This is a genomic window from Ehrlichia japonica (genome assembly GCF_000632845.1).
In the GTDB taxonomy this organism is placed as follows: Bacteria; Pseudomonadota; Alphaproteobacteria; order Rickettsiales; family Anaplasmataceae; genus Ehrlichia; species Ehrlichia japonica.
This window is the reverse complement of sequence record NZ_CP007474.1, coordinates 588242-603718: the sequence shown is the minus strand read 5'-3', so window position 1 is coordinate 603718 and position 15477 is coordinate 588242. Positions and strand designations below refer to the sequence as shown.

Annotated in this window: 12 protein-coding genes, 1 tRNA gene and 2 pseudogenes; 10 read left to right on the top strand and 5 right to left on the bottom strand. The window is 27.9% G+C overall.

Annotated features, from left to right (window positions below):
* Positions 1 to 56: 56 nt before the first annotated feature.
* From gltX to EHF_RS02420, 3 genes and pseudogenes are all read right to left on the bottom strand, one after another.
* Positions 57 to 1466 carry a glutamate--tRNA ligase gene (gene gltX, locus EHF_RS02430; protein ID WP_044194801.1) on the bottom strand — a complete coding sequence of 470 codons (1410 nt, stop codon included), beginning with the start codon at positions 1464 to 1466 and terminating at the stop codon, positions 57 to 59.
* 473 nt (positions 1467 to 1939) lie between these two features.
* Positions 1940 to 2561 (bottom strand): annotated as a pseudogene (locus tag EHF_RS02425) (carboxyl transferase domain-containing protein); the annotation flags it as partial.
* A gap of 61 nt (positions 2562 to 2622) precedes the next feature.
* Positions 2623 to 2693, bottom strand: a tRNA-Thr gene (locus EHF_RS02420).
* 28 nt (positions 2694 to 2721) lie between these two features.
* Between EHF_RS02420 and EHF_RS04875 the strand changes: the two genes are divergently transcribed.
* The 5 genes and pseudogenes from EHF_RS04875 to EHF_RS02400 all read left to right on the top strand — a co-directional run.
* Positions 2722 to 2844 carry a hypothetical protein gene (locus EHF_RS04875; protein WP_269493448.1) on the top strand — a complete coding sequence of 41 codons (123 nt, stop codon included), beginning with the start codon at positions 2722 to 2724 and terminating at the stop codon, positions 2842 to 2844.
* Positions 2828 to 3409, top strand: a complete 582-nt coding sequence (locus EHF_RS02415; RefSeq protein WP_232228922.1) for a DNA-formamidopyrimidine glycosylase family protein — start codon at positions 2828 to 2830, stop codon at positions 3407 to 3409. Before EHF_RS04875 ends, EHF_RS02415 begins: the two co-directional genes overlap by 17 nt.
* Before the next feature lie 908 nt (positions 3410 to 4317).
* The gene (locus EHF_RS02410) at positions 4318 to 4896 is read left to right on the top strand and encodes a hypothetical protein (protein ID WP_044194798.1); all 579 of its coding nucleotides are present in this window, start codon (positions 4318 to 4320) and stop codon (positions 4894 to 4896) included.
* 125 nt (positions 4897 to 5021) lie between these two features.
* A complete protein-coding gene (locus EHF_RS02405) occupies positions 5022 to 6554 on the top strand; it encodes an acyl-CoA carboxylase subunit beta (protein ID WP_044194796.1) in 1533 nt (510 codons plus the stop codon).
* Between the two features lie 316 nt (positions 6555 to 6870).
* Positions 6871 to 7230: pseudogene (locus EHF_RS02400) on the top strand (translation initiation factor IF-2); the annotation flags it as partial.
* A 633-nt stretch (positions 7231 to 7863) separates the two neighbouring features.
* On the opposite strand, the gene prfA reads toward EHF_RS02400, so the two are convergent.
* Positions 7864 to 8943: a peptide chain release factor 1 gene (gene prfA, locus EHF_RS02395; protein WP_044194790.1), complete on the bottom strand. Its 1080-nt coding sequence runs from the start codon at positions 8941 to 8943 to the stop codon at positions 7864 to 7866.
* A 162-nt stretch (positions 8944 to 9105) separates the two neighbouring features.
* Between prfA and yihA the strand changes: the two genes are divergently transcribed.
* The 4 genes from yihA to hemF all read left to right on the top strand — a co-directional run bounded on the left by yihA (position 9106) and on the right by hemF (position 13245).
* Positions 9106 to 9708, top strand: coding sequence for a ribosome biogenesis GTP-binding protein YihA/YsxC (gene yihA, locus EHF_RS02390; RefSeq protein WP_044194787.1), 603 nt, complete (start codon positions 9106 to 9108; stop codon positions 9706 to 9708).
* Positions 9680 to 10657: an acetylglutamate kinase gene (gene argB / locus EHF_RS02385; RefSeq protein WP_044194785.1), complete on the top strand. Its 978-nt coding sequence runs from the start codon at positions 9680 to 9682 to the stop codon at positions 10655 to 10657. Before yihA ends, argB begins: the two co-directional genes overlap by 29 nt.
* Positions 10658 to 10841: 184 nt before the next feature.
* Entirely contained in the window at positions 10842 to 12017 is a 1176-nt protein-coding gene (locus EHF_RS02380) for a porin (RefSeq protein WP_044194782.1), read from the top strand.
* Positions 12018 to 12390: 373 nt separating this feature from the next.
* A complete protein-coding gene (gene hemF, locus EHF_RS02375; RefSeq protein WP_044194780.1) occupies positions 12391 to 13245 on the top strand; it encodes an oxygen-dependent coproporphyrinogen oxidase in 855 nt (284 codons plus the stop codon).
* Positions 13246 to 13904: 659 nt separating this feature from the next.
* Here the strand turns inward: hemF and miaA are convergent.
* Complete coding sequence (miaA, locus tag EHF_RS02370; protein WP_044194777.1) at positions 13905 to 14807, bottom strand: tRNA (adenosine(37)-N6)-dimethylallyltransferase MiaA; 903 nt, start codon at positions 14805 to 14807, stop codon at positions 13905 to 13907.
* A 120-nt stretch (positions 14808 to 14927) separates the two neighbouring features.
* Here miaA and EHF_RS02365 point away from each other — a divergent pair, with 120 nt between their 5' ends.
* Positions 14928 to 15386 carry a hypothetical protein gene (locus EHF_RS02365; RefSeq protein WP_044194774.1) on the top strand — a complete coding sequence of 153 codons (459 nt, stop codon included), beginning with the start codon at positions 14928 to 14930 and terminating at the stop codon, positions 15384 to 15386.
* Positions 15387 to 15477 lie beyond the last annotated feature (91 nt).

The following is a 15477-nucleotide window of genomic DNA, read 5'->3' as shown; positions in this document are numbered from 1 at the left end:
AAACACTAGTGTTTAAAAATTTTGAATTGCTTTCTACTAATGGTAGAATGAAAAAGTTACTTTATGTTTTGCACATATTTTATGCGTTGCAAACATTCTTTTTGTTGAAAATTAATCATAATTTCAATAATACTTGGAGCATTCATTCTTCCAATAATAGATGCACGCAAGCAATGATAAATAGTACTAATTTTTATATTCAAATTTTGTGAAATATTTTTTATCGTTGATGTTAATACACTGTTATTCCATTCGTTTTCTGGAATTTTTGATAGGTCGTCATATAAAATGGAAAATATATGCTTGTAATCCTTTATAGTAGCACTGGATTCTTGATCAATACAAATTGGGATATCTTCAACATAAAATAAGGATTCATTGGCTAGATTTACTAAACTTTTTGTCCTTTTCTTCAATTCATTTAACCCTTTTAATAGATATTCTTTTTTTTCTTTATTTATTGCATATCCTTTTTTTTCTTCTATGATTGGAATGATCATATTAAGAATTACTTTATCCTCAGTTATATTAATGTAATGATTATTTAGAAATTCAAGTTTTTTGTTATCTAGTCTTGCTGGAGATTGTCCAATGCCCTCTATAGAAAACCACCTTATTGCCTGATCTGAAGTAATAATTTCATCATTGTTATGACTCCATCCCATCCTTAATAAATAATTAAATATTGCTTCTGGTAATATACCTAAGTTTTTATATTCATGTATACCAATTGCTTGCTGTCTTTTAGATAACTTATTGCCATTTTCATCATGTATCAATGGAATATGAGCAAATTTAGGTGGATTCCATTCCAATGCGTTATATATTAATAATTGGCGTGCTGTATTTGTTAAATGATCTGTTCCTCTAATAATGTGAGTAATGTTCATGTCATGATCATCTACAACTACAGATAGAAGATAGGTTGGGGTATTATCAGAACGTAATAAAATCATATCGTCTAACTGTGTATTACTTACCGTAATGTTACCATATACTTCATCGTTAAATGATGTCATACCGTCAGTGGGACTTTTTAATCTAATAACTCTAGTGAGATTATTACTTGGTGGATTTTTATTTTTCCATCTGCAATTGTGTTTATAATATAAACCCTTTTTACTGAATTCTTCTTTTTCTTTACTTACTTCTTCTTCAGAACAATAACAATAATATGCTTTATTATTTAATATTAGTTGATTTGCAATTTCAACATGCCTTGATATATTTTTTGATTGTAATATTATTTCTCCATCATAAGGAATCTTTAACCAAGACATTGCGTTAATAATGGAGTCTATAAGTTCTTGAGATGATCTTTTCTTGTCAGTGTCTTCAATGCGTAATAAAAATTTACCATTATTACGTTTAGCATATAACCAATTAAATAAAGCTGTTCTTGCACCTCCTAAATGTAGATGTCCAGTTGGTGATGGAGCAAATCGAGTTATTACGTTATGTGACATAAAAACAATAGAATCTTATAAAAACTAGAATTGTTTTATATTTCAATGTTTTTGTAAAGCAATTATATGCAGATACATCATAAATTAACATATATAGTAACATATGACAAAGTCACCATTTTGAAATTCTCTATACTATTTGTAAATTGTAGGTTTTTAAGATTAGTGATATTATATGTTATATTTATTAGAAGAAGTGTGCAATACACATTATAAACCTAATTATATAAAACTATTACAATTCTTAAATTGATAAATTTTAAAAGAAGGAAAATAATAAAATATTTTTAATCTTAGAAACAATGCTATTGATAAATCTTTTGTAAATTTAGTATGTGATACTTATCTGTGATAATATGTTACCTATATTGATAATAAATTTATTAGTTAGAGTATTATATAAATAGTTAGTATCAAATTTTAAAAATTCTATATAAAGTCCTGTATGAAAAGCAGGAATTAGACTTATTAATAAAATCTGGTTTTATTTCATAAAATAGTCTCTCATCATACACTTTTTCTAATAATTCATACATATTATATAGAGTAGAATTATTTTTAGGTATTAATGTATTCAAAGATAAATCTTCTGTATTTACAATATCTGCAATTGATTGAGATTTTAATGACTCCATATTGTTAGATGGAATAAAATTCGTAAGTTTACGAACTTGTAATAATGCTTCAATTTTATTGTGGAATACCAGATCTGCGATACCAGTTTTACTAACATGCACTTTTGCTCCACCAAGATCTTCCTGAGTAACTTCTTCATATATAACTTTTTTTATTATATCTGGCCCTGTTACAAATATGTAAGAAGTATTACGCACCATAAAAATAAAATCAGTCAACGCCAGGAGAATAAACTGCTCCACCTGCGCAAGGCCCCATAATTAAAGATATTTGCGGGACTACACCAGATAGGTTAGCATTGCGTTGAAAGATTTCTCCATAGCCAGATAATGAATCTACACCTTCTTGTATTCTTGCTCCTCCTGAATCATTAATGTCAATTATGGGAATTCCTAATGTAGCAGCTTTATCCATAATATTGCATATCTTCTTAGCATTTGATTCACTAAGCAATCCCCCAATACATCATGCAATTATAATGTTTACAATTTTATAAAAAAATATATGCTTAATAAGTGGGTGCCGTTACCAAGAATCGAACTTAGGTACCATCATTACCAATGATGTGCTTTTCCACTAAGCTATAACGGCTTAATTAAGTTTATTTTATTTTTTTATTATGAATAAGTCAAAAAAAATTAAAAATACAAATAAAACTAAAACTTTATCTAATGCATTAAAAGCTAATCTACTTCGTAGGAAGCATAAGCAACGTCAAATGAAAGATGCCAGAACTACCTGAAGTAGAAATAATTTGTAGAACATTATCTACTGAAATTTTAAACAAAACTATATTAAATATAGAAATCAATAGATATGATTTACGTATACCAGTTACACGGGATCTATGTGATATCGCTATAGATAATTCTATATCTCAAATAACCCGGAAGGGTAAATATATTATTTTAATGCTCAGCAATCAGTATTACATAATTATACATTTAGGTATGAGTGGCAATTTGATTTGTAATGAGAATTATATTAAACAAAAAGAACATAATCAGATAATTTTTTATCTTAGTGATAATAAATTACTTACTTTTAATGACCCAAGAAGATTTGGAATAGTGATATCATTAAATTATAATCAATATACAGAATTTTTTAAAGATTTTGGTATTGATGCACTATCTGGCGAGTTTAATACTGATTATTTGTATAGTACTGTTCATAAAAAGTGTACTATAAAATCTTTATTGATGAATAACAAATTTGTTATTGGTATAGGTAATATATATTCTACGGAAAGTCTTTTTCTTGCAGGAATATCACCTAATAGACTTGTAAAAATTTATCAATTGTAGAATGCAATAGCATTATTGATAAGATTAAAAATATTTTATTATTTTCAATAGAAAATGGTGGATCAAGTATCAAGGATTATGTATCACCACTTGGAATACGAGGAACATTTCAGAATCATTTTTTAGTATATAACAGAGCAAAAAAGCGATGTTATAAGTGCAGTAATTTTATTTCAGTAACAAGTAAAAATGGTAGAAGTACTTTTTTTTGCTCATACTGTCAGTTGTAATCATTATTTTTATTCTTAATAAATGCTGTTTTTGCTAGTAAAACATAGTACTTTATAACAGTGGTTCTAAAAAATAGAATGCAGTGTTACACTAGTCAAATAATGTATATAATTAATATGTTATAAAGTGCAAGGAATTAACGAAAAAATTGAAATATTACATATGCAGGTGATTCTAAGAAAGAATATTATGCCATGTTATAAACATATTTCTAAATAACAAAAAAATGAAAAACATTCTTAAGCAGATTGTCAAAATATATGACATAATCCTCAATAAGAGCGTTATAAATATATATGTATGATTTTAATAGACAAGAATATTATTGAGTATATTTCGTCATGAACGTGCAATGTTAAAAAGTGCCTTAATAGATATGAAGAAAATATTGTACTGAAAAACAGTAAATATATATCAGTGTATCTTAATTATTAATCTTAATAGTAAAGTAACACATAGTAGTTAAATTATAAAAAAAGGCATGTTTTTTGTAGATAGGGATCTATATATGAATTTATTTAGATAGTAAGAACAGGATCACTAGGCATATTCAATAGGTTATTTTCAAATAAAACTTAATATTAAAATATTGATTATTTATATTAAAAAATTATATAGCTTTTTTATTATATTACGGCATAATCTATAGAATAATATTTGATATTTTGTGGTAGATTATGAGATCATTGATTTTTTTAGCAGATAAAAATGGCAATGCGTACTTATCTGATATGGATTTATATAAGCGCGAAGATGGCAAATTTAAGACAGACAATCCATATCTTAAAAGTTTAATATATGATCCTGAAGAGGATTTATGTACCGGTTTAGCAAATTATAATCCATATTTATATGAAGCAAGGTTTGATCGATATTGCACTATTAAAGCTAAACAATGTTTGAATGAAATTGTGATACTTCAAGGTATTGATCAACACTCCAACGAAGTATTTTTAGCTATGTCACTGGCTAAAAATGAATTTAGCTCTTTTTTAACACGTATCGAAAGTACTCCAGTATTTTATGTGAATTCAGAGAATTGTCTTGATGGAGGGTTAGTTGAAGGCCGTAGTATCAGGGAATTATTTTATAATTTGAAGACTAATGTGAGTTTTATACCTGAAGTTAATAAAGAAAAAGTTCATACACATTTGGGTTTCTTTAATGAAGATAGTAAAATGTTTGATACTGTATACTGTGTTGGGGAATTATCTAGTGTAAGCGTTACAGGATTAGGGAGTATGAAATTACTTTAACCAATATCTTAGATCATGTTCTATTTGTAAAATCTTAGTTACAAAAAGTACAAAACTTACATGTTTGATATAAATCGTGAAATGTGATAAGAGTATTCTAATATTTTTATTTCTTTTTGGATGTTATGAATTTTATAGGGTTACAAGATTTAAACAATAGGAAGTTAAAATCATATAACGGTGGTGGTTTATCTAGGATAGAAAAGCAACATCTTAAAGGTAAATTAACAGCAAGAGAAAGGTTAACTGTTTTACTAGACGATAATTCTTTTGAAGAATATGGAGCATTTGTAGAACATAGGTCCGTAAATTTTTCTATGGATAAATCTAAAATACCCGGAGATGGAGTAGTTGTAGGATATGGAACTATCAATGGCAGAAAAGTGTGTATTTATTCTCAAGATTTTACTGTCTTTGGAGGATCGCTTAGCGAATCAAATGCTAAGAAAATATGCAATGTTATGGATAAAGCTGCTACATTAGGAATTCCCATAATTGGCATTAATGATTCAGGAGGAGCAAGAATACAAGAAGGTGTAGATTCATTATCTGGCTATGGAGAAATTTTTCAACGTAATGCTAACCTATCTGGTGTAGTCCCACAAATATCTTTAATTATGGGGCCTTGCGCAGGTGGAGCAGTTTATTCTCCTGCGTTAACTGATTTTATTTTTATGGTGCGTAATACTTCTTACATGTTTGTAACAGGACCAGATGTAATAAAAAAAGTTACATATGAAGAAGTTACTCAGGAAGATCTTGGTGGAGCAAAAGTGCATGCTAGTAAAACTGGTATCGCAGATCTGGTATTCCACAATGAAATTGAAGCATTATTACAAGTTCGTAAATTTATGAATTTTATTCCATCTAACAATATGGAGTCATTAAAATCTCAATCAATTGCAGATATTGTAAATACAGAAGATTTATCTTTGAATACATTAATACCTAAAAATAATTCTACTCCATATAATATGTATGAATTATTAGAAAAAGTGTGTGATGAAAGACTATTTTATGAAATAAAACCAGATTTTGCACGTAATATCATTATAGGATTTGGCAAAATAGGTGGGTATAATGTAGGATTAATAGCAAATCAACCATTGTATTTAGCTGGATGTTTAGATATTGATGCCTCAAGAAAAGGAGCAAGATTTATACGTTTTTGTGATGCTTTTAATATTCCTATTATCACTTTTATTGATGTTCCAGGGTTCATGCCAGGCGTAAATCAAGAACATGCTGGCATTATAACACATGGGGCCAAATTATTATACGCATATGCAGAAGCTACTGTACCAAAAATTAGTGTGATAGTACGTAAAGCTTATGGAGGAGCATATATAGTAATGAATTCTAAGCATTTATGTGGTGATATTAATTATGCTTGGCAAGATGCTGAAATTGCAGTTATGGGTGCTGAAGGAGCAGTTGAAATAATATTTAGAAATGAAAAAGATAAAGATAAAATACAACATATTATTGATGAATATCGTACTAAAATAGTCAATCCCTATGTAGCAGCTTCTAGAGGGTACATTGACGATATTATTGTGCCATCACGTACAAGAGAACATTTATTTAAATCTTTGCAATTTTTGGAAAAAAAGAAAATATATAAAATTATGCGTAAGCATGATAATTTGCCTTTATAAGGTAAAATAATAATTTTCACATCTAATAACTTTTTTGTAATGTAAATTTCAGTTTAATTTTTCTTTTTTAAAAAATCTAATACACATTATTCTATATACTTTTTGTTATAACTATATAGTTTTTTATCACCAGACCTTCAATTGCTTAAATGAAATTGTACAAGAATGATAATTTTGAGTAATTATGCATTACTTTATTACCAAGATTAATAATTATGATAAACACTATTAAATGATATTGATATGTCTTTGCTATTTTTCAGTACAGCATTTTTCAATCTATTAGGGTACTTTTTGATATTTGCATGTCCATGATAAAATAAAGGCTGTTTATCATACTAGGGCATCTGAAGTACTCATAGAATCAAAGGTTGATAAAAATTGTGGGAGAGTAGTAGCAACTTTAGTAGAACAGAAAGGGATTTTGAAATATATTATTGTAAAGTATGTAATATGTTTAAATAGTGATGAAAGTAGTGAAAAGGTTGCTATTCCGTCAATGCCGGTGAAAGTTTTAGGATTAAATAATGTACCTAATTCTGGAGCTAGTTTTATTGCTGTAGATTCTGAAAAGCAGGTACTAATTAATTATAAGGCAGAATTATTTTATACAGAATTAGAAGCAATTGCTAAACCAAAAATGGATGCTAATAATATATTAACTTACAATAAGATTTACGTAATAGTATTCTTGCATATTAAAATCATACATTAATTATAACGTTAGAAACATCTCTTTATAATATTAATTATTACTAGGATAAGAATCTTAAAGAGCTATATTAAGTAGCACTATAATGGCACAGTTGTATATGTTATGATTTTAACCAGGATAAGCAGACTTAGCAGAAATAACAAGTAATCTCAAAAATTACTCATTAATTAAAAAGTTGGCCAAAAAAGAAGAATTTTATGAATAACAAAAATAACTACCTAATTAAGCATAAATTCAATAAATTAGATTTACATCACCACATTATTATAATGTAGTTTATAAATTCTTGATTATATATATTTTTAGAGCATTCAGTAAGATCAACTACTACTTAATTATTTAAGATCGCAAAAAGTTTCCATATTGATAGAGTAGAACCATTTAATGTATGCACAAATTACTAATTTTAATGTTATTAATTATAGTAATATATTTAATATTCATTCTATATGTTTGATAAATCTTATAATTTTAAAATTAGGGATTTCTCTATATTTGATGATATCCACATTTCAGTATTGTGTATACCTTGTGAAAATCTTATATCATTACTACATAATTACTATACATGGTATTATTTAAAAAAAGTTCTAATTAAATATTTAAATTCCTTAACTTATTCGCTTCATCTTCAGCTATTAATGCCTCAATAAACTCATCTAAATTTCCCTCTTTCATTATATCATCTAACCTATACAATGTAAGATTTATCCTATGGTCTGTAATTCTAGATTGAGGAAAATTATAAGTCCTTATACGTTCAGAACGGTCTCCTGACCCTATTTGACTCTTTCTCATTTGTGAAATTTCTGCATCTCTTTTTTGTTTTTCAAGATTATAGAGTCTTGCTCTTAATACTTTAAGAGCTTTGCTTTTATTCTTATGCTGAGATTTTTCATCTTGCTGTATAACAACAATGCCACTTGGTATATGTGTAATACGTACAGCACTATCAGTAGTATTTACAGATTGTCCTCCTGGACCACTTGACCGATACACATCTATCCTTAAATCTTTCTCATCTATTTTTAAATCTACTTCCTCAATTTCTGGTAAAACTGCCACTGTAGCAGCTGAAGTATGAAGTCTTCCAGAAGATTCAGTTTCTGGTACTCTTTGTACTCTATGCACTCCAGATTCAAATTTCAATCTTGCAAAAACATTAGACCCACTTATACACAATGATACTTCCTTATGTCCACCTATACCGGTTGAAGATGAGTTAATTTGTTCAAATTTCCAATTTTTCTGTTCAGCATATTTCGTATACATTCTATATAAATCAGTAACAAATAAGGCAGCTTCTTCTCCTCCTGTACCTGCTCTAATTTCTAAAATAGCATTACGTGCATCATCCTTATCTTTTGGAAGTAAAGATAGTTTTAATTTATGCTTAACTTTAGGTAATTGTTTCTGCCGTTCATAGAATTCTTCTTTAGCTAAATTTTTTAATTCATGATCAGTTTCTGGATTATTTATAAGTTCTTCTAAATCTAGTATATCTTTTTGTAGAATGTTATATTGATCTATTACTGACATTATAGGTGATAATTCTGAATATTCTTTTGAAGCTGTAACAAAAGAATCTACACTTAATTGACTCGGATCTTCCAACATACTTTTTAATTTGTAAAACTTTTGAGACAATTCTTCTAAACTACTATCAAAGCTCATAGCTTTGTCACCGTTCAATTAATAATTTTTTCAAAACATCCATCTTTTAGTAGATAATATCATTTGTAATATTAATATGCAAAATTTTTTTCTTTAAATTTCTATATGTGATACTATTGAAGAATAGTTTTTTAATATTTTTATAATTAACTACCTAACTAAATGAAGCTAAAAGCCATAATGTCAAAGTGTGAATTTATAATAGGAGCTACTCACATAAAGTCATTACCTAACTTTTCAATACCAGAGGTTGCAATTGCTGGTAGGTCAAATGTAGGTAAATCTAGCTTAATTAATGCAATAACAAATAATAAAAGAAATGCTAGAATATCTTCTAAGCCAGGATGCACAAAACAAATTAATTTTTATCTAATTAATAAAGATTTTATGATATTAGTTGATTTACCAGGTTACGGATATTCTAAGGCAAATAAAACTACTATTAACAATTATCTCTGTCTGATGGAATATTATTTATTAAATAGTAAAAATTTGTTAAAAGTTATATTACTTATAGATGCTAAAGTTGGTTTTAAAGAGATAGATTTAGATTTTATCAACTGGCTTGAGTTACATCAAATATCTTATCAATTAGTATTAACAAAAATTGATAAAATACCAAAAAAAATACTTGATGTTAATATAAATTATATTAAAAATCTTAATTTGGATTTTATTATGTATCCAGTCATCAGTGCTAGTAGCCAGTGTAAACAAGGAATAGAGGAGTTGATTTATGAAATTGCACAATGTATTAAAAAGTAATAAAGAAGACGTTGTACCAAACATTGAGCAATTTGGAGGAAACGCTGACTGGTTTAATACAGCTAAAGTTTTATCAGAGTCTTTACCGTATATACAACAGTTTTCTGGTGAAACATTTGTCATTAAATATGGTGGATCTGCTATGAAAGATAGAAAATTAGCAGAAAGTTTTGCTCATGATATTGTATTATTAAAACAACTTGGCATCAATCCAATAGTTGTTCATGGAGGAGGAAACAAGATCAATGAGTTTTTAGAAAAGATAAACAAGAAAAGTACATTTGTTAATGGACTAAGAGTTACTGATATTGAAACTTTAGAAATCGTAGAAATGGTGTTATGTGGTTTAGTAAATAAAGATATTACACAACTAATAAACAAAGCTGGAGGTAATGCTATTGGTTTATGTGGTAAAGATGCTAATTTAATAGAGGCAAAAAAAATCTGCTACACTTATAGAGAAAATCAGTCAAATAACGTAGAAAAAATACTAGATATGGGTTTTGTTGGAGAACCTCATGAGGTTAATACAGACTTATTATTTTTTATGGAAGAATCAGATTTTATTCCAGTAATAGCTCCCGTATGTAGTGGTGAAAATGATCTTACATATAATGTTAATGCTGATTTAGTAGCTGGTGCACTTGCAAATGCTCTTGCTGCTGCTAAATTAATTATTTTAACAAATGTACCTGGAGTTACTGATATTAATGGTAATTTATTATCTGAAATATCGGTAAGTGATGCAGAAAATTTAATTGAGAAAGGTATTGTAAATGCAGGTATGATTCCTAAATTACAAACTTGTATCAAGGTAGTGAAAGAAGGTTATGGTTCAGCTCACATAATAGATGGCAGAGTACCACACGTATTATTATTAGAATTATTTACTGTACATGGAACTGGTACTATGGTACTAAGTACAGAGATGCATAATCTAAAAGGATGAAATATTAATATAAAATAAGAGTATATATATTGATTCTAATATTGCAGCTGAGTATAACATGTACAGAAACCATATATATAAAGCATAAAGTATAATTTTTTATCAAAAGTCTTGATTCCTTCAATTATAGATGTTACTCTGCACTTAATACGTTTATTGATACCTGTTATGTGAGGTAAATTTAGTGTGTAAAAAAAAGCTGTATATATCTGTTGTATCTTCTCTAATATTATTTATAAATCAAGCGATAGCTGATGATTTTGCACTAAGTGGTAAGTTGAATCTACAATACGGTTTTAATAGTGATGATTTTTTAAAAGTCTCATTTACTGCAGTTCCTACTTTAGAGTACTCATATCATATTAATGATTATTTTTCTGTTGGGCCTTTTATAAAATTAAGCGCAAACCTTGTAGACAATACTATAGATAATCCTGGTAATACAAAGAATTCTATATTAGATATCAATAGCAATACGAGGGAAGCATATATTTTTCTTAAATCTCGTAATGCTGGAAGTTTAAAAATAGGACGAACAGGTCCTGTTTCCCAAAGAATGAAGCTTTCATCTTCAAATATATCAGTAGCTTCAGGTGGTGTTACTGGAAGTTGGTTACAATATTCTTCTTATAGTTGCAATACAGAAAATACAGTTTTATGCGTACCAAATTTGTATGTTGCTTGTCATGGGTCTTCTATTCCAGTTATTAGCTATTATTCTCCACAAATTAAAGGGGTAGAGTTTGGTTTGAGCTATATTCCCAAAGATAAACCTAAAAATATTAATGATACCAATGGTAATAATGCAAAACTTTACCATATATATGACAATATTGTTAGTATGGGAGTTAAGTATCAAAATCAATTATTTTCTAAGGTAGATTATTCCATATCTGGAGTTATTGAACATGCTAATACATTACCTTCAGGAGATAAGTATAATGATTTACTATCTTATGGTGTCGGTTTTTCATTTAAGTATAAGAATATCATTTTTGTAGGATCATACGCTAATCTTGGTAATTCCGGCAAAAAAGAGATTTTAATAAGTAACGGTACTAGTACAACCAACACTTATAAAATAATTGATAGTAGGTTTTATGATTTGGGAATAAAAGTTGAGAATGATAAGTTCGATATCAGTTTTAGTTACTTTTACGGAGCTAAGGATGTTATAAATAATTCTTCCGTAACAAATAATTCTGAAACGCACTCGCTATCTGCATGTGCATTAGGCATAGAGAAACTATTAGCTAATAAAATGACCGTCTATGCTGATATTGTTTTCTTTGATATTGATCTACTTAGCACTAGTAAATCTGGTTATGTTGGGTTAATAGGTACAAAACTAAGTTTTTAAAAAACTAAATGTGTTGGTACATTCACTACTATAGGGTATTAAGTGTTTATGGGTATATTATATTGAGTACAGAGTTTTTCAATATTATAGACATTTATGAAACGTAAAAATTATACTTGATTTAAATTTAGTGGGTATAGTAAAATAATAACTATTTCAAGTTAAGCAATGATAAAATATCTGTAGCTTTATGACAAAATTTTGACATTGAGGTAATTAGTGATTACATTGTAAATGGTTGTCGTATTACGGAGTCCATTAGGACATAAAATTCAAATATTAGATGAAATTTAATCAGTTGTTTTCAATATACTATTATTTTTTGTTCCTTGGAATAACAGTCTACTATATTATAAGTTTGGTATTTTTTTTTATGGAAGAAAAGAAAAAAAAGGCAGTTGCTTGGTTTAAAACATTACAAAATCAGCTCCTATCTAAGTTTATATCAATAGAAGAACAGTTCTCATCTTCTATCCCGCAAATAGATCATAAAGACTGGAAAAGACCTGGAGGGGGAGGCGGACATTCTATAGTAATACATGGTAAAGTCTTTGAAAAAGCTGGAATAAATGTTTCAGAAGTATACGGGAATATGGAAAAAACTCATGAATTATTTAATGTTATAAATCCTTCTGAACCATTAAATATTCCTGTAGGAGAAAATAAAAAATTTTGGGCAAGTGGAATTTCTGTTGTTGCACATATGTGTTCTCCATTAATACCAGCTATACATATGAATACTAGATTTATTTATATGTCAGACAAAAGTTGGTTTGGAGGTGGAGTAGATTTGACTCCTATATATGAAAATAAAGAAGATCAGGAGTTTTTTCATGATAATTTACGTAAAATGTGTGATCAGTATAACAAACAATATTATAAAAAATTCAAACAACAATGTGACGATTATTTTTTTTTACATCATAGAAAAGAACCACGTGGTATAGGTGGTATATTTTATGATGATATAAATTCAGGAAACTGGGAAGCTGATTTTGAATATACTCAAGCAGTAGGTAAATTTTTATTAGATATCTACCCAATCATCATAAAAAGAAATTTAAATAAATTATGGACTGCAGAAGAACGCGAATATCAATTATTTAAACGTGGAAGATATGTGGAGTTTAATTTGATTTATGATCGAGGTACAAGATTTGGTTTATTAACAAACGGCAACCCTGATGCAATCATGATGTCTATGCCTCCTGTAGTAAAATGGAAGTAAATTTCTGCCATATGGTTACTCAATAATTATAAAAAGAAATTTCATTTCTTCAAAATTTTTCATCTTCTCCTATAGAAGTATTCAACAATCCATTAATATTAAATTCTTATATGTTTATGTACATCATTTGTATTCCTATAGCACTGTCACTTCATATTAAGCAGTCAACTAATTTTCTATATTTTTTAGCTTACACTAAAGAATACTCTCAAAAGAGTGAATATTAATAAAAAGTAAGTTTAGTTTTTATTACCACCAATGCATTATCTGTTGTATCATTATATATAAAATTCATAACTTCTAACTTATAACATAATAGTTTGATTTTATAAATTGTGATATTTTATTAACTTCATATTTACATATTTCTAATTACATTAATAACTGTTCATCATCTATTCTTCCTATAAAAGAAGACAACATTAGACTGAAATTCTTGTAGCACATCAGATGTAGGAAGCAAAGCTATATAAATCGTTACAATTTGATATAATTTAAACGTATTAATCTTCTAAAGAGTGATAATATATTAAACCCAAAGATTAATGTGATAGACTAAATAACACATATTATAATATATCACTTTCACATAGCTTTTAAATTTTACCAGCGAAAATATTTTTTTAATTAAATATGCACTCTATTGAACAAACTATACCTTAAATATAACCATTTTGTATAGATTCTAACAACTGACCTTGAGATTCATAAAATGATGCATTTCGGAACTGATGCTTAAACCACGTGTATTGACGTTTAGCATAATGCCTAGTATTTTTTTGTGCTATTTCTATTGCTTGATCAATACTGATCTTATTTTGTAAATACTGGATTATTTCTGGAACACCATGCGCTTTCATTGCAGGAAAATGCGCAGGTACATTCAATGATAATAAATTTTCTACTTCTTCTATTACAGATACATTTATCATATCAATAAAGCGTTTGTTTATTTTTTTATATACCTCATCTCGTGGTGGCATAAGGACACAAAGTTTAAAATTTTTAAATATAGGCTCACAAGATGTATTCTTTTTCCATACAAATATGGAAGTTCCTGTCTGCTCTATTACTTCATATGCTCTTAATAATTGATGTAAATTATTTTGATGTAAACATTTTGCCATAGGATCTCTATCTATCAATAATGCATAAAACTCTTTATTTCCTAGAGCTTCAAACAGCTTTTTTGTTTTATATCTTATACTATCTTCTATCTTAGGAATTTTCGACAACCCATATATTATACTATTGATATACATTCCACTGCCTCCAGTTATAATTGGCAGTTTTTTTTCTTGCATGATAGATGATATTTCTTTTTTTAAATCTTCTATCCATAACCCTACAGAATATTGCTGTGTTACTGATATGTACCCGTATAACTTATGTTTTACAGAATTATCATTCAAGTTTGGCTGATCTGTAATTATAGGAATCTCTCGATATATCTGCTTTGAATCACAGTTTACAATAACTCCATTATTATCTTGCGCTATTTTCATAGATATCTTAGACTTACCTGATGCTGTAGGTCCAGTAATAATTAATATATTATTCATGTTGTGTATGCATAATTAAATTAATCGTTAAGTAATATATAAATATACTAAAAGTGTAGTACATAATAAAGAACTACTTATTTTTACAATACATAATTTTATTAAGTTAGGTGCAAGCAAATGGGTGATGAGATAAGTAAAGATTCAAAATTTACTAAGCAGTTTGCTGCTAATAGGAAAAGTCAAAGTGGAGGTTTTACCGAAAAGTATAAAAATCCTAATGCTTTACCTAATAAATCGGCAAAATTTTCCACTGCAGTACAAGATAAGAGAGAGAAAGAAGTTCCTTTTTCTGAGTCAAAGAATGTGTTAAGAAAAAGCAAGTTAAATAACAAAAATTTCGCAGAATCTACTAAAAAAAGTAGGTTAGATTGTCTATTTCTTGTACGAGGAAAAGATAATGGAAGATCTGCTTGGCATTATGTATTGGTAGATAAGCACAAAAGAGAAATGTTTCTTGCTAAAAGTAGATCAGGTTCTATAGATGTTGCTTTATATGGACAAATATTATATTCTGGCTGGGGAGAAAATCCTCCGGAGGATATCGTCAAAAAAATTGAAGATGAATTTGGCGTATAATTAGTTATATATCTTTACTTTATCAATTATTTTGCTAAATTCTTGATAGATATTTATTGAGATTTATGACTAAAAAAGAAGGGCTTTAATT